The 19,282-nt window shown below is 59.4% G+C and carries 14 protein-coding genes; 8 read left to right on the plus strand and 6 right to left on the minus strand.

All coding sequences use genetic code 11. From position 1 onward, the window contains the following. Positions 1-87 precede the first annotated feature (87 nt). Positions 88-339 carry a hypothetical protein gene (locus ROTMU0001_RS09100; RefSeq protein ID WP_005508435.1) on the minus strand — a complete coding sequence of 84 codons (252 nt, stop codon included), beginning with the start codon at positions 337-339 and terminating at the stop codon, positions 88-90. A 502-nt stretch (positions 340-841) separates the two neighbouring features. Between ROTMU0001_RS09100 and ROTMU0001_RS04895 the strand changes: the two genes are divergently transcribed. Further along, positions 842-1,816, plus strand: a complete 975-nt coding sequence (locus ROTMU0001_RS04895) for an AEC family transporter (protein ID WP_005508436.1) — start codon at positions 842-844, stop codon at positions 1,814-1,816. Between the two features lie 158 nt (positions 1,817-1,974). On the opposite strand, the gene ROTMU0001_RS04900 is transcribed toward ROTMU0001_RS04895, so the two are convergent. The 3 genes from ROTMU0001_RS04900 to ROTMU0001_RS04910 form a co-directional block, all read right to left on the minus strand. After that, positions 1,975-3,780 carry a glycoside hydrolase family 13 protein gene (locus ROTMU0001_RS04900; RefSeq protein ID WP_005508437.1) on the minus strand — a complete coding sequence of 602 codons (1,806 nt, stop codon included), beginning with the start codon at positions 3,778-3,780 and terminating at the stop codon, positions 1,975-1,977. 129 nt (positions 3,781-3,909) lie between these two features. Next, positions 3,910-5,724 (minus strand): glycoside hydrolase family 13 protein, encoded by a 1,815-nt coding sequence (locus ROTMU0001_RS04905; protein WP_005508438.1) that lies wholly within the window; start codon positions 5,722-5,724, stop codon positions 3,910-3,912. A 71-nt stretch (positions 5,725-5,795) separates the two neighbouring features. After that, on the minus strand, positions 5,796-6,674 hold the full coding sequence (locus ROTMU0001_RS04910; RefSeq protein ID WP_005508439.1) for an endonuclease/exonuclease/phosphatase family protein: 879 nt from the start codon (positions 6,672-6,674) through the stop codon (positions 5,796-5,798). Between the two features lie 419 nt (positions 6,675-7,093). Here ROTMU0001_RS04910 and ROTMU0001_RS04915 point away from each other — a divergent pair, with 419 nt between their 5' ends. The 5 genes from ROTMU0001_RS04915 (at position 7,094) to ROTMU0001_RS04935 (ending at position 14,781) form a co-directional block, all read left to right on the plus strand. Further along, positions 7,094-8,731 carry an alpha-glucoside-specific PTS transporter subunit IIBC gene (locus ROTMU0001_RS04915; RefSeq protein ID WP_005508440.1) on the plus strand — a complete coding sequence of 546 codons (1,638 nt, stop codon included), beginning with the start codon at positions 7,094-7,096 and terminating at the stop codon, positions 8,729-8,731. A 278-nt stretch (positions 8,732-9,009) separates the two neighbouring features. Beyond that, on the plus strand, positions 9,010-9,810 hold the full coding sequence (locus ROTMU0001_RS04920; protein WP_255402013.1) for a MurR/RpiR family transcriptional regulator: 801 nt from the start codon (positions 9,010-9,012) through the stop codon (positions 9,808-9,810). Positions 9,811-9,897: 87 nt separating this feature from the next. Further along, complete coding sequence (locus ROTMU0001_RS04925) at positions 9,898-10,356, plus strand: hypothetical protein (RefSeq protein ID WP_005508442.1); 459 nt, start codon at positions 9,898-9,900, stop codon at positions 10,354-10,356. Between the two features lie 128 nt (positions 10,357-10,484). Next, the gene (locus tag ROTMU0001_RS04930; protein ID WP_044142319.1) at positions 10,485-14,486 is read left to right on the plus strand and encodes a DEAD/DEAH box helicase; all 4,002 of its coding nucleotides are present in this window, start codon (positions 10,485-10,487) and stop codon (positions 14,484-14,486) included. Next, positions 14,479-14,781, plus strand: coding sequence for a hypothetical protein (locus ROTMU0001_RS04935; protein ID WP_005508444.1), 303 nt, complete (start codon positions 14,479-14,481; stop codon positions 14,779-14,781). Before ROTMU0001_RS04930 ends, ROTMU0001_RS04935 begins: the two co-directional genes overlap by 8 nt. Positions 14,782-14,873: 92 nt before the next feature. Here the strand turns inward: ROTMU0001_RS04935 and ROTMU0001_RS04940 are convergent, their stop codons facing one another. Then, positions 14,874-15,059 (minus strand): FmdB family zinc ribbon protein, encoded by a 186-nt coding sequence (locus ROTMU0001_RS04940; protein ID WP_005508445.1) that lies wholly within the window; start codon positions 15,057-15,059, stop codon positions 14,874-14,876. A 230-nt stretch (positions 15,060-15,289) separates the two neighbouring features. Beyond that, positions 15,290-15,958 carry a 5-formyltetrahydrofolate cyclo-ligase gene (locus ROTMU0001_RS04945; RefSeq protein WP_155115048.1) on the minus strand — a complete coding sequence of 223 codons (669 nt, stop codon included), beginning with the start codon at positions 15,956-15,958 and terminating at the stop codon, positions 15,290-15,292. A gap of 358 nt (positions 15,959-16,316) precedes the next feature. Between ROTMU0001_RS04945 and galU the strand changes: the two genes are divergently transcribed. Both galU and ROTMU0001_RS04955 read left to right on the plus strand, forming a co-directional pair. Then, positions 16,317-17,225 (plus strand): UTP--glucose-1-phosphate uridylyltransferase GalU, encoded by a 909-nt coding sequence (galU, locus tag ROTMU0001_RS04950; protein WP_005508447.1) that lies wholly within the window; start codon positions 16,317-16,319, stop codon positions 17,223-17,225. A 321-nt stretch (positions 17,226-17,546) separates the two neighbouring features. Next, positions 17,547-19,157 (plus strand): hypothetical protein, encoded by a 1,611-nt coding sequence (locus tag ROTMU0001_RS04955; RefSeq protein ID WP_005508448.1) that lies wholly within the window; start codon positions 17,547-17,549, stop codon positions 19,155-19,157. Positions 19,158-19,282: the final 125 nt, after the last annotated feature.

A 19,282-nucleotide genomic window follows, 5' to 3' on the forward strand; every position in this document is an offset into this window, starting at 1 on the left:
TTAAAGAAAAACGCCAAAATGTTTAAAACAAGAGTTCAAATAAAAGAACTAAAAACTCTCCACAAAACCACACGAGAAATAAAAACTTTAATGCGGGTGATGCGGGTGGCGAATCGAATCACGCCAATGAGCGCTCGACCCCAAGCCAAAATGCAGAGCAAAAAACGTGCCAAAACAGCAGAACCCAAACGCGCACGCCATGTACACGCCATAGGTCAGCATCATAAACTCAGAATCGTGACTCACACCAGAGGCGACATTCAACGCCAACGAGACGCCCAGAATGACAAGCCAGGCAGCGCTCGCAGCCGCAATCACCCACGAGATAGCGCTCAACACCGGGTGAGGAACCCTAAACGTGCGCTCAGGGCACTCAGAGGCGGGTACAGTCGCTACAGAAGCTGTAGCAGGGGCAGTAAGTGGAGCAGATGAACGCCACGGAATATGCGCATCAGCATGCTGACTGGAAACCTGCGCCGGACGCTGCGGGACGCCCCCAGCATCGGGAGGGGACGAAAGATACGGTTGCTGCATTGCGTGCTCCTGGATGTGAGACCTTGCAAAAGAAGAAACAGCCTAGTTCCTACTTTCGCAAAAATGAGTATCGGCGATAGATTGAAAGAATACGGTGAAAACATATTCTTTCTATATTTCAAGATTAGAAGCGAACCGCATAAAAAACGAGGGTTTAGCGGAATATGATGCAATATGACGCGAAAAAACCGAAAACAGTAGAGAAAAAATAATAAACCTCAACCTGAAGGTTCAGGGTAGGGTTATTAGACAGGGAAATTAGCCGTAAAACAACGGCACAGACACAGCAACAGTGAAAGGAACGAGCATGGGAATCATCCTCCCACTCATCTACCTAAGTCTAGGTCTGGGGCTCGCGCTACTGCTACCCGAACACTGGAGCACCCGGCTCAAAGAAGGCGCCTCAACTCTACTGACCCGCTGGATCATTCCCGCCGTCATCATCTACACCGTCGCCACCAGCCGCCCTGAACTTTTCTTCGTTGCAGCCTCCACTATGGTGTTGATGTTTCTCGGAGTGCTCTGCGCCGGGCGCATCACCTGCGACCCCGTGCAGAAACTCGCCTTCGTCTATCTGAACGCGGGACTCTTCGGCATCCCCGTGGTCGCCGGGTTCTGGGGTGAGGAAGCCGTGCGAGTCTACATCGGCGCGTATATCGGCAACTCCATCATGGGTAATATTCTGGGCACCTCGCTACTACGCGGTGGTTCCGGGGTAGACCCCATGGCAGGGGAGAGCAACGTACCGGACCCACGAGCCACTAGGAGCCGTAGCGAAACCCTCCACACGGTGCTGCGGGGGCTGCGTACCAGCCCGCCGGTTATCGCCGTGGTGGTGGGTCTGCTCTGCCTGCCCGCCGGCTCTTTCCTGAGCGTTCACGGGGCAGGTTTCTACCGGGTACTGACCTGGATTTTCAGCTTTATCGGACTGATTGTTCTGGGCATGTGGCTCGGTGTTGCTAAGCTACACCGCGCCGACCTGACCCGCGCCGCCGGATGGGCGCTCCTACGCGCCGTGCTCGTAAGCGTCTACAGCATCGGCGTGCTGGCACTCGCCCGCTGGGCACACGATACGGCAGGCATGCACTTTGACCAGTTGCTCGCGCATCCGCAGGTGCTTTTCCTTCTGGCTGTTCTGCCGCCAGCAGCTAATATCGTCATTCTGGAAACCCACTACCGGCACGAAGGCACCGCAGCCCCCGTCATTGCCGCAGGGGCGGCCGTCAGCATAGGAATGATAGTGCTCGCCGTGCCAATCCTGCAGCTCGTCTTCGCCAGCTAAGTAGAGCCTCCAGCTAAGTAGGGCCAAGAAAGCACACCGGGAGAACACCAGAGAGAACGCAGGAGACAACACAAAAGGAGGGTGGGGCATAAGCCTTACCCTCCTTCTGCTGTCTATCACCTTATCGGCACGCGGTAGCACTCAACGAGCTACAGCGCTTAGCGAACGATGTGGTACACCTTCGCCTCGTAGGGGCGCAGGGTTGAACCCGCGTCGTCCTTGTAGTTCGAGCTCACCAGCTCAACACGAGCACCAGCCTCACGAGCCTCAGAAAGCACAGCGAAGTCGCGCTCCTGCTTCTGGTCGGTGAAGTTCGAAACAACCAGCAAAGACTCGTTCGCGGGGCTGCCATCCGCACCACCGGTACGGGTGTACGCGTACACAGCCTCATCCTCGTTGTGCGGAACCTGAACCGAATCCACCGGAGCGAAGGCTGCGTAAACCATCAGGTCCTTCAGCTTGCCGCGGCGCAGAGCCACCAGCTGCTGGTAGTGGTAGAAAATCGAATCCTCATCAGCCAGAACAGCCTCAGCGTTAATCGCCGGGTAGTTCGGGTTCACAGCAATCCACGGGGTCACACCCTCGGGGCTGAAACCACCGTTAGCGGAGGCATCCCACTGAACCGGGGTACGAGCGTTGTCGCGGCCCTTAATGTAAATCGCCTGCATCGCCTCTTCGTGGCTCAGACGCTTGTGGTCCACGTGCATGTCCTCGTAGAAACGGATTGAGTCACCATCGCGGTAGTCCTCAATCGAATCGAACTTCACGTTGGTCATGCCGATTTCTTCACCCTGGTAAATGTACGGGGTGCCCTGCATGAAGTGCAGGGTGGTCGCCAGCTGCTTAGCGGACAGGGTGCGGAACTCATCCGAATCGTTACCGAAGCGGGAGACCACGCGCGGCTGGTCGTGGTTGTTCCAGTACAGCGAACCCCAGGCGTTACCCTCAAGGGTGGTCTGCCAGTCGTTCAGGATGCGCTTGAGCTCGGTCAGCTTGTACGGCGCGTAGGACCACTTGCCGCCCAGCTTGCCGTTCGGGTCGTTATCCACGCCCATGTGATCGAAGTGGAAGATCATGTTCAGCTCACCGGTGTGGTAGCCAGCCCACAGCTTAGCGTCCTCGGGGCTGGTTGCGCTGGTCTCGCCCACGGTCATCACGTCGTAGCGGCTGAAGGTCTCGCGGGTGAGCTCCTTCATCCACGGGTGCACCATGGTGCCGTTCGTAATGACGAACGGAATCGAGGAGGTGTGCTTCTCGTAGTCGGTGGAGGGGTCATCCGGGTAGCCCTCGGGCTTGGAGATGATGTTGATAGCGTCCAGGCGGAAGCCGTCAACGCCCTTGTCCAACCACCAGCGGACCATGGAGTACAGGTCCTCGCGAACCTTCTCGTTCTCCCAGTTCAGGTCGGGCTGTTCCTTGAAGAAGATGTGCAGGTAGAACTGGCCGGTCGCCTCGTCCCACTCCCACGCCGGGCCGCCGAACTCGGACGCCCAGTTGTTCGGAGGAATCGGGTTGCCGTCCTCGTCGAAGCCCTTCGGGTCCTTCCAAATGTAGTAGTCGCGGTAGGGGTTGTCCTTGGAGGAGCGGGATTCCTTGAACCAGGGGTGCTCATCGGAGGTGTGGTTTGCGACCAGGTCCATCAGGATCTTGATGCCGTGCTTGTGAGCGGTTTCAAGCATCTCGTCGAAGTCTTCCATGGTGCCGAAGTCACTCATAATCGCGAAGTAGTCAGAGATGTCGTAGCCGTTGTCCACGTTCGGCGAGTCGAACACGGGGGAGAGCCAAATGACGTTGATGCCCAGCTTAGCCAGGTAGGGCAGCTTCTCGGTGATGCCCTTCAGGTCACCGATGCCGTCGCCGTTTGCGTCGTTGAAGGAGCGGGGGTACACCTGGTACACCACGGCTTCCTTCCACCACTGGCGGCCTTCGTAGGAGGGAACCTGGTATGCCTCGGAATTGCTCATAATTGCCTTTCTGTACCGGCCATCCAGCCGAAAAGAGGAACAAATTTTGTCTGTGATTGAAGTATAGGGCGAAGAGGGACCGGAATGTCTGTATCTGGTCCCCCTTCGCACAGTATGAGTGGGGTACGACTACTTGGCGTTACCGAAGAGGTAAACCTTCGCCTCGTAGGGGCGCAGCAGAGTGCCCTCGTCAGTGAACTCGCGGTTCTCATCGCGGTAGTTCGAGCTAATCAGCTTCGGGGTGTTCTCGATTGCCTTCAGCTCAGTCGGAGAGAGTGCCTGCGAGTTGGTCAGCACCACCGAATCCAGGTTGCCGCCCGCGTAGTTCAGCTGAACGGTGTCATCGGTGAAGTTCGCGACGACCAGCAGTGCGCGCTCGCCGGTTGCGGCGGCGTCCTCATCGGAGTTCACGCGCAGGTAGGCGTAAACCTGGTCATCCTCTTCATCCAGCAGGCGGTACTCGCCGGTCAGGATGATCGGGTGCTCACGGCGCAGGCTAATCAGGTCGCGGTAGTGGTAGAACACCGAATCCTGGTCGGCGAGCTCTGCCTCCGCGTTGATTTCGGTGTAGCGCGGGTTCAGCTTCAGCCACGGGGTGCCGGAGGTGAAGCCTGCGTTCTCGCCAGCGGTCCACTGCATGGGGGTGCGGGCATTGTCGCGACCGGAGGCGCTGATGTAGCGCAGCATGTCCTCAGCGGATACGCGGCCCGACTCTTCAACGTACTTGCGCCAGGAGTCGTGAATCTCCAGGTCGTTGTAGTCCTTCACATCGTCGAAGAAGACGTTGGTCATGCCCAGCTCTTCACCCTGGTAGATGTAGGGGGTGCCCTGCATCAGGTGCAGCACGGTGCCGAGCATCTTGGCGCTGACGGTGCGGTACTCGGGGGAGTCGTTACCGAAGCGGGAGACGGTGCGCGGCTGGTCGTGGTTGTTCCAGTACAGGGAGTTCCAGCCGCGGCCGTGCAGGCCTTCCTGCCAGTGGGTGAGGACCTTCTTGAGGTCAACCAGGTTGAAGCGGCGGTCGGACCACTTGCCGGTCACGCCACCTTCGGAGGCGTCTACGTCCATGTGCTCGAACTGGAACACCATCTGCAGCTCGTTGCGGTCGAAACCGGTGTAGAGTGCGGCGTCGTCCACGGTCACGCAGGGGGTTTCGCCCACGGTCATGACCGGGTACTTGCTCAAGACCTCGCGGTTCATCTCCTGCAGGAATTCGTGTACGCGCGGGCCGTTCGCTGCGACAGCCAGGGAGTTGTCGAGGCCGCCAGCGAGGACTGCCGGATCCTCGGGGAAGGAGAGGTCCTTAGAAATTAGGTTGATGACGTCCATGCGGAAGCCGTCCACGCCCTTGTCCAGCCAGAAGCGCATGATGTCGTAGACCTCTTCGCGGACATTCGGGTTCTCCCAGTTCAGGTCGGGCTGCTTGACGGAGAAGTAGTGCAGGTAGAACTGGCCGGTCGCCTCGTCCCATTCCCACACGGAGGGGCTGAAGCAGGAAATCCAGTTGTTCGGCGGAATCGGCTTGCCATCCTCATCGAAGCCCTTGGGGTCGCGCCAGATGTAGTAGTCACGGTAGGGGTTGTCCTTGGAGGAGCGTGCCTGCTTGAACCATTCGTGCTCGTCGGAGCTGTGGTTGACGACCAGGTCCATCATGAGCTTGATGCCGTGCTTGTGCGCGGTTTCGAGCAGCTCATCGAAGTCTTCCATGGTGCCGAACTCGGTCATGATGGCGCGGTAGTCGGAGATGTCGTAGCCGTTGTCATCGTTCGGGGAAGCGTAGATGGGGGAGAGCCACAGCACCTGAATACCGAGCTTGGCGAGGTAGGGAATCTTCTCGGTAATGCCGGGCAGATCGCCGATGCCGTCTCCGTTGGAATCGTTGAAGGAGCGGGGGTAAATCTGGTAGACAACGGGTTCCTGCCACCACTGGGTTTGGGTCGTCATTGTTCTTCCTTCCCTTGGTATGGATGAGTGTTGTGCGGGGCCGCTCTGTGGGCGGCTAAAGTCTGATGCCCTTAGGACTGGGTGGTGAGGGGCGTCAGGAGGCTCTGCGGTGCCCAGCTGGAGGGGTCAATTTCCAGGAGTAGACCGCTGTGGTCAGAGATGGCTTCGGGGGAGTTGTCGCGGAAGACTACAGCGTGTGAGTTCACCGTGAGCAGTCGGTCGGCGAACACGAAGTCGATGCGCTTGGCATCGGTGTTGCCTTCCCAACCTGCGATTTCGCGGTGGACGGTGTTTTCGCCGTCGGTGTGCTCCGCCAGTGAGCGGGTATCAACCATGCCGCTGGAGGTGACCAGCGCGTAGCCTTCATCGCTCAGATGCGCGGCGGAGTTAAAGTCGCCGCCGAGCAGTACGGGTGCGGTGAGGGCACATTCTGCCAGGGCCTGTGAGAGGCGGGTGTATTCCTGCGCGAAGAGGGGCTCACCGTCGAAGTCCCACCAGGACATGTGGGTGGTTGCGCACCAGAAGGTACCTGTCTCAGTTTCGATGAGCGCGGCCTGCGCTGCACGGCGCTGTACCTGGTGGTAGCCGTACTCAGGGGACATGTCGATGGGCTTGATGCCGCGAATCGGCAGGCGTGAGAGGATTGCTACGCATTCGTCGTAGCGGTCCCAACCGATGTGGGCTTCGGTGAGGGTCCACTCGTAGGTTGCGCCCATTTCGTTGAGTGCCTGCACGAGTAGCAGGGCGTAGTTGTCTTCGTGGACCGGCACGCCTGCGCCGCCACGGTAGTTGAGGGGCTCCTTCACCACGGGGGTGGAGGTGAGCTGGTTGACTTCCTGCAACGCAATGACATCCACCTGCTGTTCAATGATGAACTTTGCGAGGGTGCGGATTTTGGCAATCTGGTGGATTTCGCACCAACTGTGCGTGTTGAGGGTGAGGAAGCGCATGTATTAAGTCCGGGGTATGTGTGAGGTTGAAGAATGATTTGCGCACCGCGCATTGAGGCGGCGAGTGTTTTTATGCACTCTGACCTATGGGTGCACTGTTTATGCTATCGATTCTGTGCGCTAGGTAATAGGGAAAAAGTCTCATCTGCAGCAAGTATTTTTAACCAGTGCCGGGAGATGTTTCAGGTTCTGAAAAACTCTTTCAAAACTTCTACTTTTGGTATCTGCGGGTAGATATGACCTGGCATTATTGTTTTTGTCTAAAACACATTCGGCATTTAGCGCACGCAGGATATGTGGCACCCGTCTCATATACTTTCGTTTGGGGGTATAAAGATACGGTGTGACCATCGCAGGCTGGCAACGATCGCCAACCCCTGCGTCCGCTCACTCGACAACCCGAAAGGGCGTATAGCCTCATGATGGAAAAAGTACAGAGGTTCGGCTCTGCCATGCTGGCACCCGTTCTTCTCTTCGCATTCGCTGGCCTCGCGGTCGGTATTGCGATCATTGCACAGAACGGCGAACTGATTCCCCTCGCTGCTGATAAGGAAAGCGCGTGGAACCACTTCTGGTCTGTTTGGGAGTCCGGCGCATGGACCGTCTTCAACCAGATGGAACTGCTCTTCGTGATCGGTCTGCCCATTGCACTGGCAAAGACCGCTAACGCACGTGCAGTGATGGAAGCTGCAATGGTCTACCTGACCTTCAACTACTTCGTCGGCACCATGCTCAAGGTATGGGGCAAGGGCGGCACCGGTTTCTTCGACCTGGACTACACCACCGACATCTCTGAGAGCGCGGCAGGTACCGGTCTGAAGATGATCGCCGGTATCAAGACCATGGACACCGGTATCTTCGGTGCCATCATCATCTCCGCAATCGTGGTGTGGGCACACAACCGCTGGTTCGACAAGAAGCTGCCCGACTTCCTCGGTATCTTCCAGGGTTCCCAGTACGTCTACGGCGTCTGCTTCTTCCTGATGATGCCCGTGGCATTCCTGTTCTCCTGGCTGTGGCCCTACGCTCAGCACGGCATCTCCTCCCTGCAGGGCTTCTTCATCGCATCCGGCGCACTCGGCGTGTGGGTTTACACCTTCCTCGAGCGCTTCCTGATTCCGACCGGTCTGCACCACTTCATCTACTCCCCGTTCGTCTTCGGTAACGTTGTTACCCCGAACGGTATCGCTAAGGACTGGCCGAGCCACCTGACCGAGTTCGCAAAGAGCGACAAGCCCCTGAAGGAACTGTTCCCCGGCGGCGGCTTTGCACTGCACGGTAACTCCAAGGTCTTCGCACCCATCGGTATCGCAGCGGCGTTCTACACCACTGCTCGTCCCGAGAAGCGCAAGGAAGTTCTCGCTCTGCTGATCCCCGTCAGCCTCACCGCAATCCTGATCGGTATCACCGAGCCCCTCGAGTTCACCTTCCTGTTCCTGGCACCCCCGCTGTTCCTGGTTCACGCAATCCTGGCAGCAACCATGGCTGCAATCATGTACCAGCTGGGTCTGGTTGGTTACATGGGTGGCGGTCTGCTCGACTTCCTGTTCCAGAACTGGATCCCGCTGTGGGCAAACCACTCCGGCACCTACCTCATGCAGATCGGTGTGGGCCTGTGCTTCACCGTCCTGTACTTCCTGGTCTTCCGCTTCATGATCCTGAAGTTCGACTTCAAGACCCCCGGTCGTGAAGAAGACGGCGGCGAGACCAAGCTCTACAGCAAGGCAGAGTACAAGGCTGCTAAGGCTGCTGAGAAGGACGGCGGCGCAGCAGCTCCCGCAGCTGACGGCGACCTCTACGCACCCCGCGCAGCAGGCTTCCTCGAACTGCTCGGTGGCGCAGAGAACATCACCACCGTGAACAACTGCGCAACCCGCCTGCGTGTCTCCGTTGCTGATGAGTCCCTCGTCAGCACCTCGGATGCAGACTTCAAGAATGCAGGTGCTCTGGGCCTCGTCCGCAAGGGCAAGGCATTCCAGGTCATCGTCGGCATGGACGTTCCCCAGGTTCGCGAGCGTTTCGAGACCATGGTGAACGAAGCTAAGACCCTCTCCTAAGAGACTTCAGCTTTCAACCGCCTGACGGCATAACGCCTCATAAGGTATAGACTTCGCCGGCGGTATCGGGTAACACCGATGCCGCCGGCGAAGCTGTACCCAGGCCCGTATCCAGGGTCTGTACCCAGGACGTACCCGAGCTCGAATCCGAACGATGCATCCGCCCAAAGTGAGCTACGACCGTCCTCACCCACCCTGGCCGATGACTCTAGAGCGTGTACTATTTATATATTGCTCACCATCGGATTCAGGAGCTTTGAGTGGATTTACAAGACGTCGTGAATGCGAACCAGCACCGATTCAGTGAAACTGAACGGGAAATTTTGGCATTCATGCTAGAAAACGAAGAGTTCGTTGCAGAGTCAACGATCAACTCTCTGGCACATAAAACCTATACTTCGACCAGCTCAATTATCCGCCTGACGAAGAAGCTGAACTTCTCCGGATTTGCCGAGTTGAAGTACTTCATTAAGTCCTCTCTGAACCGCAGCGAACCTTTCAACCCGCGGTTCATTGAGAGCGGTCGCGAAGATATTCAGCGCACCTACGACTACCTCGAGCACATGGAACTGAGCGGACTGCTCAAGCGCATCCATGAGGCTCGCACCGTGTACTGCTTCGGTACCGGCTACGCGCAGCGCAACGCCGTGCAGGAATTTACCAAGTCCATGCAGGTGTGCGGTAAGTTCTGCCAGGTCATCCCGGCGCGCAATGAGTTCGAAAGCGCCATGAACAATATGACCCAGGACGACGTGGTCATTATTGTGTCCTTTTCAGGTCAGACTGAGAACATGCGCGAACACATTAAGATGCTGGCGCTGCGCCGCATCCCCATGATTGCGGTGACCGCCATTGGTGTGAACTACATGTCTTCACACGCCGAGTACTCCCTGCACTACCAGACGACCCCCACCCAGATCAGCACCCAGCGCAAGCCCTACTACTCCTTCGTTGCGCTGTCGGTACTGCTGGACTACATCGTGCGCCGCTACATTGAATTCGTTGAGAATGAGCGCCGCGAGTCCCTGCAGGACCAGGTGGATGACGTCCTCAACAGCGGGGGCGAAATCGACGCCTGACAAGGCATTACTGTGCCCACCTGCCCCTTCACTCACTCCTCCTGAATCCGACCGAATCCACCTGAGATCACCTGAAAGAGACACCCAGTGACCGCAATTTTCGCGCTCATCGAAAACACTGAGAAGATGCGTAAGTACCTGTTCTGGTACCTCATGATCATCCCCGCGCTGCTACTGCTGTGGATTGCTCTGGGCGCAGCGAACTCCCAGATGGACTTCCAAGCAGCCCTGAAGATTCCCTTCTTCACCGTGGCATTCCTGAACGCATGCCTCAGCCTGCTACTGGGCGGCACCCTCAAATTCGCGGGCGCAGAGAACGAACGCACCGAACGAGCCTACGCCCTGTACCTGACCATTCTGCTGGTCATCATCGGTAACCTGCCCGGCGCAATCCTGAGCTTCTTCCTCTTCCGCTCCCTGCGCTTCGGCAACCTGGAAGGCGAACTGGCACCCAAGTACCGTTGGGCGCTTCTGCCTGCCCTGGTCTTCTACGTATTGGTGACCGTAGTGCTACTCGCCGCGAACATCGCAATGTGGTCGAAGTAAACACAGAGGAACAGACAGCAAGCACGCGGGCACACTAAGCACGCAGGCGTACGCTGACACCCGCCCCGCTTGAAGTACAGCATGGGGCACACCGGGCAGAGGACCCCGGAAGAACCACCATCTTCGGTGTGTACGCGCAAACGTACACCGCACTGACCCACAAGGACACTCACGACGTGAACCAGATTCCCGAGCCTACCGACGCGCAACACGCACCCGGCACCCCGGCTGATACTGCTCAGCCCGCCGCAGCCGCCGCGACCTCAGCAGAGGAAACCCACGAAGTAGCCGACGAAATCAACATCGCCGAGCTGCCCGCACACCTGAACCCCGCCCACGAGGACTTCGACCCCTCGGCGGGGCTTGAGCGCTGGGCAGAACAGATGGACGTCTACACTGGACCGGACGCGATGCTCGACTTCAACCAGGTCGACTACGTGCACATCGACCTGTCCGAAGCAAACCCCTCCGGTCTGGCTCAGCTACTCGCCGGACGCAAGACCCGCCTCTCCACGATTCTGCGCGACAAGTCGCAGCTCGAGGCGGGTATGCGCTCCGCACGCACCCTGCGTACCAAAATTTACGAACTCGCCACCGACCACGGCCTGGACTCCGGCTACTTCGTGGCGGGTACCGCCTCCTGGCTGTCACACGACACCCGCGAGGATGCCGCCGCCTACGAGAAGCGCTTCATCGCACCGATTCTCATGGCGCCGCTGAGCATCACCCCGCACCCGAAGGATGACGACTTCGAGCTGCGCCTCGCCGGTTCCGCACGCCTGAACCCGGCGATGGTCCGCCAGATCAAGCAGGAGTACGGCATCGACCTGGGCACTATGGACGTGGCGCAGCTGGCGAACTCCATGTCCCGCCTGGACCCCGAGCCGGTTATCGAGCGTATGCGCGCATCTGCCGGTCGTATTCCGGGCATGACCATTGAGTCGAAGTATTTCATCTCCACCTTTGCTGACCTGAAGGAAAGCCTGGGCGAGCTGCCGCACACCGCCATCACCCCGCTGGTTCGTGACCTGGCGGCACTGAAGGTTCCCGGCGTGAAGCCGCGCGAGCTCAACGCCCACAACCTGCAGCAGCCCCTGGACCAGCGCGACCCGGCAGAAGAAATGCTCCTGCTGGACGCTGATGCGAACGCCCAGGAGATTATCGACACCGCGGTCAGCGGTTTCTCCTTCACTATCACTGCGGCACCCGGCACCGAGCCGTTGCGCACCGCCGTGAACATTGCTTCAGCGCTGATGGGTCGCGGTAAGTCCGTGCTCGTGGTGGGTGAGAAGCGCTCCACCCTTGCCGAGTTCTCGGCGCTGCTCAAGCGCACCGGCATTGAGAGCCTGCGCTACGATCTGCTTGCCGAGCACGACTCCGAGGCTCAGCGCGCTGAGTTCATTCGCGCCATTGTGCGCAATGAGGGTGCGGAAGAGCCGAACTCTGAGGACCTGAACGAAGAGCTCGTCGCGACCCGCGCCGCGCTGCTCGACCACACCCGCGCCCTGCTGAACAAGGATGCGAACTGGCAGATTTCCGTCTACTCGGCGTTACAGCGTCTGGCTGAGCTGACCGCCTCCGAGGACGGCCCGGCAACCCGCGTGCGTTTTGACCGACCCATGCTTGATGCGCTCATGGAGCGCGAGCAGGTGCGTGCCGAGCTGGTGCGCCTAGGCGAGATTGATGGTTTTGCGGCGGCTTCGCGTACCTCCCCGTGGTACCGCGCCCGCCTAGTCAATGACGAGGAAGCCGCCGAGGCGTACGCCCTGGTCATTACCCTCAAGTCCTCCCTGCTGAACCTGCGCGAGGCAATGAACCGCACCAGCGCCATGCTGGGTCTGCGCACGGGTCGTACCATCGCCGAGTGGGAGTCGCAGCTGGCGATTCTGATGCGCATCCGTGAGACGCTCAAGCGTTTCCGCGCAGACGTCTACGACCGTCCAGTGACCGACCTGATTGCGGCGACTGCATCCGGTTCGTGGCGTCGTGAGAACGGCATCGAGATGAGCAGTATGCAGCGTTCCCGCCTGCGCCGCGCGGCAAAGGAGTACATCCTGCCCGGCGTGAATATTGGTGACCTGCACGAGCAGCTGAAGATTGTTCAGGCCGAGCGTGCCGAGTGGATTCGCCACATTGAGGCGCCCCGCACCCCGCAGATTCCTGAGAACCTGGATCAGCTGGCTGCCGCCCTGAACTCCCTGGTGTCTGAACTGGCGGGCCTAGGTATTGTCCTGGCTGACACCGTTGAGGGCACCGACTTTGTACGCACCGACCTGGATGCCCTGGACGCGCGCCTGGACGCCCTCATGGCGGACCGCGTGCTGCTCATGACCCTACCGGAGCGTGACGCCCTGACCCAGAAGCTGCGTGAGCGCGGCCTGTCGGAGCTGCTCGATGACCTGTACGCGCGTCAGGTTCCGACCGAGGTTGTTTCCGCTGAACTGGAGCTTGCCTGGTGGCAGTCTGCCTTGGAGTTCTTGCTGCAGCATCACGAGGGTAAACTGTTGGACGGCGACCGCCTGCGCGATATGGAGTCCCGTTTCCGCCGTGCCGACTACGCCCACATGACTAGCGCCCCGGCGCGTCTGCTGGCGAAGGTTGCTCGCGTGTGGACTGAGCGTATTGAGTCTAAGCATGATCAGGCAGCGTACCTGAAGAGCCAGCTGCGCGGCTACGAGTTCGTGCTCGAGGAGCTGCTGACTCACGCCCCGGTGATGGCACGTACCCTGCTGCCGCTGTGGACTGCGAGCCCCTTCGCCCTGGCGCGTAAGGTTCCCGCCTCCATGCGTTTTGATACGGTGCTGCTGCTGGACTCCGAGTCGACCCCGCTGGCGGCGAACCTGCCCGCGATTACTCGCGCCGACCAGGTGATTGCCCTGGGTGACCCGCATTCGGGTTACCCCTCGCCGTTCATCGTGTCCGCCCCGACCTTTGGGGCGCCGGAACCGGCAGGTGAGCAGCTGGACAGCACCTTCGACGTGCTCGCTACCGTACTGCCCAACCGCACCCTGGCGATGCTGCACCGTAGCATGGACCCGGTGATTCTGGACTACCTGAACCGTGAGTTCTACGGTTCGCAGCTGCATGCGGCTCCGGTGAGCCGCGCCTCCGCCCAGCCCGCCGGTTCGCTGACCGTTGAGTACATTGATACTCGCGGTAAAGTGAGCGATAACGCGAACCTGGATTCGCCCGGTGTTGAAGTGGAGCGCGTGACGAACCTGGTGCTTGAGCACGCCTACCGTACCCCGGATCGTTCGCTGGCGGTGGTGACGGCTAGCCCGAAGCACGCTCAGCGTGTGGCTGAGTCGGTGCGTCATGCCTTGAGCTTGTACCCGCAGCTGGCGCCGTTCTTCGCCGCTGGTGAGGAGTCTTTCCGCGTGGTCGACCTGACCCGCGCCGAGACCCTCGAACGCGATACCGTGATTTTCTCCCTGGGTGTGGGTCGTGCCCGCCTGGGTCAGGCGTCCTACGATTTGGGTCAGCTGTCTGCTGAGCATGGCCGCCAGGGCTTTGTGGTGGCGTTGACTCGTGCACGCCGTGCCCTGCGCATTGTCTCGTGCATTGACCCCTCCGAGCTGGACCCGCAGAAGCTGCATCATGGCGCGGTAGATTTCTACCACCTGCTGCGTGAACACGCGGAACGTCAGGCGCGTGAAGAGGTGGAAGCGAAGGCACAGCGCGTGCCGGAGACCCTGCCGCGTAACGCGTTCTTGGCCGCCGACGACGCGGACACCCCGGATTTGGGCGACTGGCTTTTGAACGATTTGGTGGCGCGTCTGCAGGCTCGCGGTGTGCGTGTGAGCCGCGGTGAGGGCGATATCGCTCTGATTGCGCACGCCCCGGAGAAGCTGGCGGCTGAGCCGGTTCCCGCGCTGGGTGTGGCTCCCGTGGTCTCTTCGAACCCGAGTGTTCCGGCGGCTATGCCGCTGGTGGCGTGCTCTGATGGCGAGCAGAATTATGCGCGTGCTTCGGTGCGTGAGCGTACCCGTCTGCTGCCGGAGCGTCTGAGCCGCACGGGCTGGAACTACATTACGCTGGGCACCCTGGAAGTATTTGCTGATCCGGACGCCGTGGTGGCGCGCGTGCTGCACTACCTGGATATGGATGAGGGCGCTGAGGTCCGTGGCTAGTTATTCGTCGACGCCGAAGCCTCGCCGCGGTCACCGCCGTGTGAGCGGCGGCGGTTCGGTGAGCGGGGCTGAGCCTCTGCTGGTGGGCGTGACTACGCCTCCGGTGGTGGCTTCGGGTGCATCGTCTGCTGCGGGGGCTTCCGCGAAGAAAACTGATGCTCAGAACCAGAACTCCCAGAAGGCGAGTTCTCAGAAGGTGGCTGCTTCTGCGCAGCCGCTGACCCCGGAGGAGCGTGAGCGTCTGGAATGGATGCGTCAGCAGCGTCCTCCGCATTGGGGTAACAATATCGTGTAGCGTCTTCCTGAGGGAGAGCACTTATTAAAACGCCGAGGGGCGGGGCAACGTGTGTTGCCCCGCCCCTCTTTTGGGCTGGTGTGGGACCCCGTTTAGGAGTTGCCCTTGTCGGTGCTGTAGAAGCCGGAACCTTTGAAGGTCACTCCGACGGTGTTGTAGCGCTTGCGCAGGGTTTCTTCGCCGCACTGCGGGCAGATGCGCAGTGCATCGTCGCTAAAGGACTGGCGCTGTTCAAAGACATGGTTGCAATTCTTGCACTGGTAAACGTAGACCGGCATTTTGTCCTTCTGTATCCGTTTTCGCTGGGATGGTTTATTAACGTGGTTTGAGTGTACCGCTTTTGAAAGGTTGGGAGCTATTTGCGTTTTCTTCTCAAATAGCTATTTCTGTTTCTTTTTACCTTTTTCGTGAGTGATTTTGTTGGTGTGTTCCTGCATATCTTTGCGTTTTTGCATAAAGATTTGGGTGTCAATCAAGAGCGAATCGGGCGTGGGTGAGCCGGGTGCTTTTAGCCCTGCTGGTGAGCGAGGAAAATGCCCCGCTCGGTGAGAATCACCGGTAGAATAGCGTCCCACTGGTCGTAGGGAATGGTTTCGTAGATTTCGTCGCTGAAGACAATGCCGATGCTCCGGCCGGTGAGCTGCTGGTCGCTGAGCAGGGGGATAATGCGGTCGTAGTAGCCGCCTCCCTGACCGAGGCGGTGCCCGCCTGCATCAAAAGCAAGGGCGGGGATGAGACGCAGGTCGGCGTCAATGAATGCTTGCGTGTCTTGTTCTTCGCCTTCGGGTTCGGGGATGCCCATGGGGCTGAGCGGATGCTCAACGGTGGGGTCCCAGTGCACCCAGGCGAGTTTGCGACCGGGGCGTACGACGGGCACGAGGATGCGGTGTCCCTGCTCATGGAGAGCGTTTAGTGCTTGGACAATGGGCGGTTCGGACTTGGTGGGCAGGTACGCCGCGATGATACCGGGGGAGTGGACCCGCTGTGCGACTGCTTCGAGGATGTGGGCGGTGAAGAGCTCCTCCATCTGCTGCTGGCCGTGTTCGCCGCGGTGGCTGCGTGCGGTGAGGCGGCGCGGGCGGATTTGGGAGCGGAGAATGTCTTTGTCTAGGGAGATATCGTCTGCGCTGGCACCGGCGTCAGAGTTGCTGGTGGCGGGGGTGGTGTTGAGGTGCATGGTGTGTCCCATCGTCGTTGCGGGTCTTGTGTGAAGGGTTGGGGGGAGTGGCGCGTCCCGTAGGAAGTAAGGTGCGTTCACTCTATGCTGAGAGGTATCCGTGGCTGAGAGGCATCCGTGCGCAGGGTAAAACTGCCCTGGTGGGTGGTGAAAATTGACCTATATCTGCGGGGACGTGGATTCCACTTTTTAGTATAGGGTTTGAGAAAAATAGTGCTGAGTTCTGTGGGGTGCATTTTCTTTGCACACCGAAGAATGGGTCGCTGTGGATATGTAGTTAGTCACGTTGAAGATTTTTTCATGTCATAGTGTCTATAAATCGCCTTAAGTACTTTATAACTTAGGGTATTCTTGTGGCATGGCTACTGAAATTAAGTCTGTTACTAAGGCAGTTATTCCTGCTGCTGGTCTGGGCACCCGATTCCTGCCCGCAACGAAGGCAACCCCCAAGGAAATGCTCCCCGTCGTTGATCGCCCCGCGATTCAGTACGTGGTGGAGGAAGCAATCCGTGCCGGTCTGAACGACGTTCTGATGATTACCGGCCGTAACAAGCGCGCTCTCGAGGATCACTTCGACCGCGTTCCCGTTCTGGAGCAGCAGCTCGCTGAGCAGGGTAAGGACGCCCTACTCGCATCCGTGGTAGCTACCAATGAGATGGGTGGCGACCTGCACTACGTGCGTCAGGGCGACCCCAAGGGTCTGGGCCACGCTGTTCTGCGCGCAAAGCGCCACGTTGGTGACGAAGCATTCGCTGTTCTGCTCGGCGATGACCTGATTGATGAGAAGGAAGACCTGCTCGCTCGTATGGTGGAGGTCCAGGAGCGCACCGGCGGTTCTGTCGTTGCTCTGATGGAGGTTCCCCGCGAGGCTATTTCTGCTTACGGCGCAGCTGCTATTGAGGCTGTTGAGGGCGAAGACGGTTTCGTTAAAATTACCGGTCTGGTTGAGAAGCCTGCGGCTGATGAGGCTCCCTCGAACTACGCTGTGATCGGCCGTTACGTTCTGAGCCCGAAGGTCTTCGAAGTTCTGGAGAACACCGCTCCGGGCCGCGGCGGCGAGATTCAGCTGACCGACGCTCTGCAGACCCTGGCTCAGGGTGAGGGCGAAGGCGAAGGTGTCTACGGTGTGGTCTTCTCCGGCCGCCGTTTCGACACCGGTGACAAGCTGTCCTACCTGAAGGCAAACGTTATTCTTGCTGCTGAGCGCCCCGAGTTCGGTGACGACCTGCGCGCATGGCTGAAGGACTTTGTCGCAGAGAACTGCTAATTACTCTGCATCCGCTCTCTAAAGAGGGCAACCGATAAATACCAACCACGCTGAGGAAGGCGTTCTTTCCGGTGGGGCGTTTTAGCCCCAAGGGAGGGCGCCTTCCTTTGCGTCGTATGTGTCTATTATGTGCTTGGAATGCTACTGGGTGAGGGCCCAGGGTGTGCCTTGTGCAGGGACGCGACGACGTTGTAGTGTGCATATTCCGTCTGGGGTATATGTGCATATCCAGCCCGATTCTTGCCGCTTATGGAAAGCATTGGGAATATAAGGGTATGATTAAAGTCTAGGGATAAAGGGACGATAGAGGGCGACCTGAATATGACGCTTTTGAACACCTCCGGCGTGTTGGTAATTCTGACCGTGATTTTGCTGCTGTGGTTTGTGCCCAGGAGCCTGCGTCGCGCGCCCGCTGGCCCTGTCATGGAGCCTGAACGTCCCCTGATTAGTGCCGAGCGTACAGCAGAGGATATTCTCGCCTCCGCGGGTGTGCTGCTGAACGAGTCGGAGGCGTACCAGTCCTCCGATCATGCGGTGGCGCCGGGCACCTCCCTGCCCTCTTCTGCTCTTCCGCAGGCTTCTTCTCGTTCCTCTCACGCCGTAGAGGATGCTGTTCAGTCTGCCCCGGATACGGCTTCTATTTCGCAGATTCGCGAATCTTCCCCGACTGCCCCCTACACCGATGAGATTCCGGTGGTGGAGGAGGCAAAGTCCTCGCCGCTGTCCTACTTTGATACTTCGAGCCCGAGCGGTATTGCCCTGCTGGTTGCAGCTGGTCTGGGTGTTCTTGCCCTGGTTACCGGTCTTCTGGCGCTCTTTGATGTGCTGGCGTGGGGTTGGGCTGTTCTCTTCCTGATTCTTGCCGGTGGTGCATGGGCTGTGAGCCGTTTTGGTCTGCTGGAGTCTGTTGCTAACCAGGTCAAGGCGAGCCGCGATGCACGCCAAGCTAAGGCAGAAGGTGATGAGGATGACGAAGCTGAGGACGAAGCCTACGAAGAGTCCGATGAACATGAAGAAGCCGGCGATGACGCTTCTGAGCCTGTAGAGGACTCGGCGGCTGAGGGTGTGGAGCCTGAAGTTGCTGAAGAGCCTGCGCATCATGCTCGCCCCGCCACCCGTGAGGCTACTACCCGCAAGCCTGTACATGGTGTGAACCGCGAGGCGGCACGTCCGAGCCGCGCGCACATCGTGGTGGAGTCCTCCGATGAGGCTCCCGAGGCGGCTCCTCGTGCGGAAGCGCCTGCTGCGGCACCTGCTCATTCTTCTCGTGCCGTACCTGCCCGTTCTGCCCGCGCGGCGGAGGCGCCCGTCGCACACCGTCAGGAGCGTCGCCAGCAGCAGCGTCCGAGCCGTTTCCAGCCGATTCGCCGTGGTAGCGTGCTCTTTGATCAGGAGAGCGGTTCCGCTACTTCCTCCGGTGCACCGCGTACTGCGGCACAGCCTCAGCGGGTAGCGCAGGCTCCGGTAGTTCCGAGTCGGCCCGCTCAGGCACCTGCGGTTCCCGCTCAGCCTGCACAGCCCGTTCAGCCTACTCAGGTTCAGCAGGCCCCCGCTCAGGCACCCGCACAGCCGGTAGCGGCTCCCGCACAGCAGCCAGCTATTCAGTCGGCTCAGCCGGTGGCTCGCCAGGCTCTGCGCGACGGCTCGCCCGTCCGCCAGGCGCCTGTGGCACCTGCTACCCAGGCTCCCGCTCAGTCGATTCCCGAAGAGATTCCTCTGCCGGACGTCCTGGATGATTCCGAGTTTGATGCTCTGGATATCGCCTCGCTGAACGATTCGGCTCTTTCGACCGGTGCTACTGCGACCGGTGGTGTTCGTTCGACGAACCGCCACCCCGGTGCTGGCTCCTCCTTTGAGGCGGTGAGCAATACCTGGAATCCGGTTCAGTTGCCCAAGCCGCTGAGTGCTCTGCACCGTCAGGATAAGAAGTAAGCTTTAGCTTTCACTATGTGCAAAACCCCCGACAGTTTACGCTGTCGGGGGTTTTGCTTTCCCTAGTGGTGCTGGGGTGGTCTGGTGGTACTGGGGTGGTTAAAAAGAAAAGGAACCCCGTCCAT

Source organism: Rothia mucilaginosa ATCC 25296 (genome assembly GCF_000175615.1).
GTDB classification, from domain to species: domain Bacteria; phylum Actinomycetota; class Actinomycetes; order Actinomycetales; family Micrococcaceae; genus Rothia; species Rothia mucilaginosa.

Bases quoted from the DNA above. Each gene is read 5' to 3' on its own strand.
- ROTMU0001_RS04910 (WP_005508439.1), bottom strand. From the start codon at position 6,674: ATGCGCTTCCTCACCCTCAACACGCACAGTTGGTGCGAAATCCACCAG.
- ROTMU0001_RS04915 (WP_005508440.1), top strand. From the start codon at position 7,094: ATGATGGAAAAAGTACAGAGGTTCGGCTCTGCCATGCTGGCACCCGTT.
- ROTMU0001_RS04905 (WP_005508438.1), bottom strand. From the start codon at position 5,724: ATGACGACCCAAACCCAGTGGTGGCAGGAACCCGTTGTCTACCAGATT.
- ROTMU0001_RS04945 (WP_155115048.1), bottom strand. From the start codon at position 15,958: ATGCACCTCAACACCACCCCCGCCACCAGCAACTCTGACGCCGGTGCC.
- ROTMU0001_RS04940 (WP_005508445.1), bottom strand. From the start codon at position 15,059: ATGCCGGTCTACGTTTACCAGTGCAAGAATTGCAACCATGTCTTTGAA.
- ROTMU0001_RS04955 (WP_005508448.1), top strand. From the start codon at position 17,547: ATGACGCTTTTGAACACCTCCGGCGTGTTGGTAATTCTGACCGTGATT.
- galU (WP_005508447.1), top strand. From the start codon at position 16,317: ATGGCTACTGAAATTAAGTCTGTTACTAAGGCAGTTATTCCTGCTGCT.
- ROTMU0001_RS04895 (WP_005508436.1), top strand. From the start codon at position 842: ATGGGAATCATCCTCCCACTCATCTACCTAAGTCTAGGTCTGGGGCTC.
- ROTMU0001_RS04900 (WP_005508437.1), bottom strand. From the start codon at position 3,780: ATGAGCAATTCCGAGGCATACCAGGTTCCCTCCTACGAAGGCCGCCAG.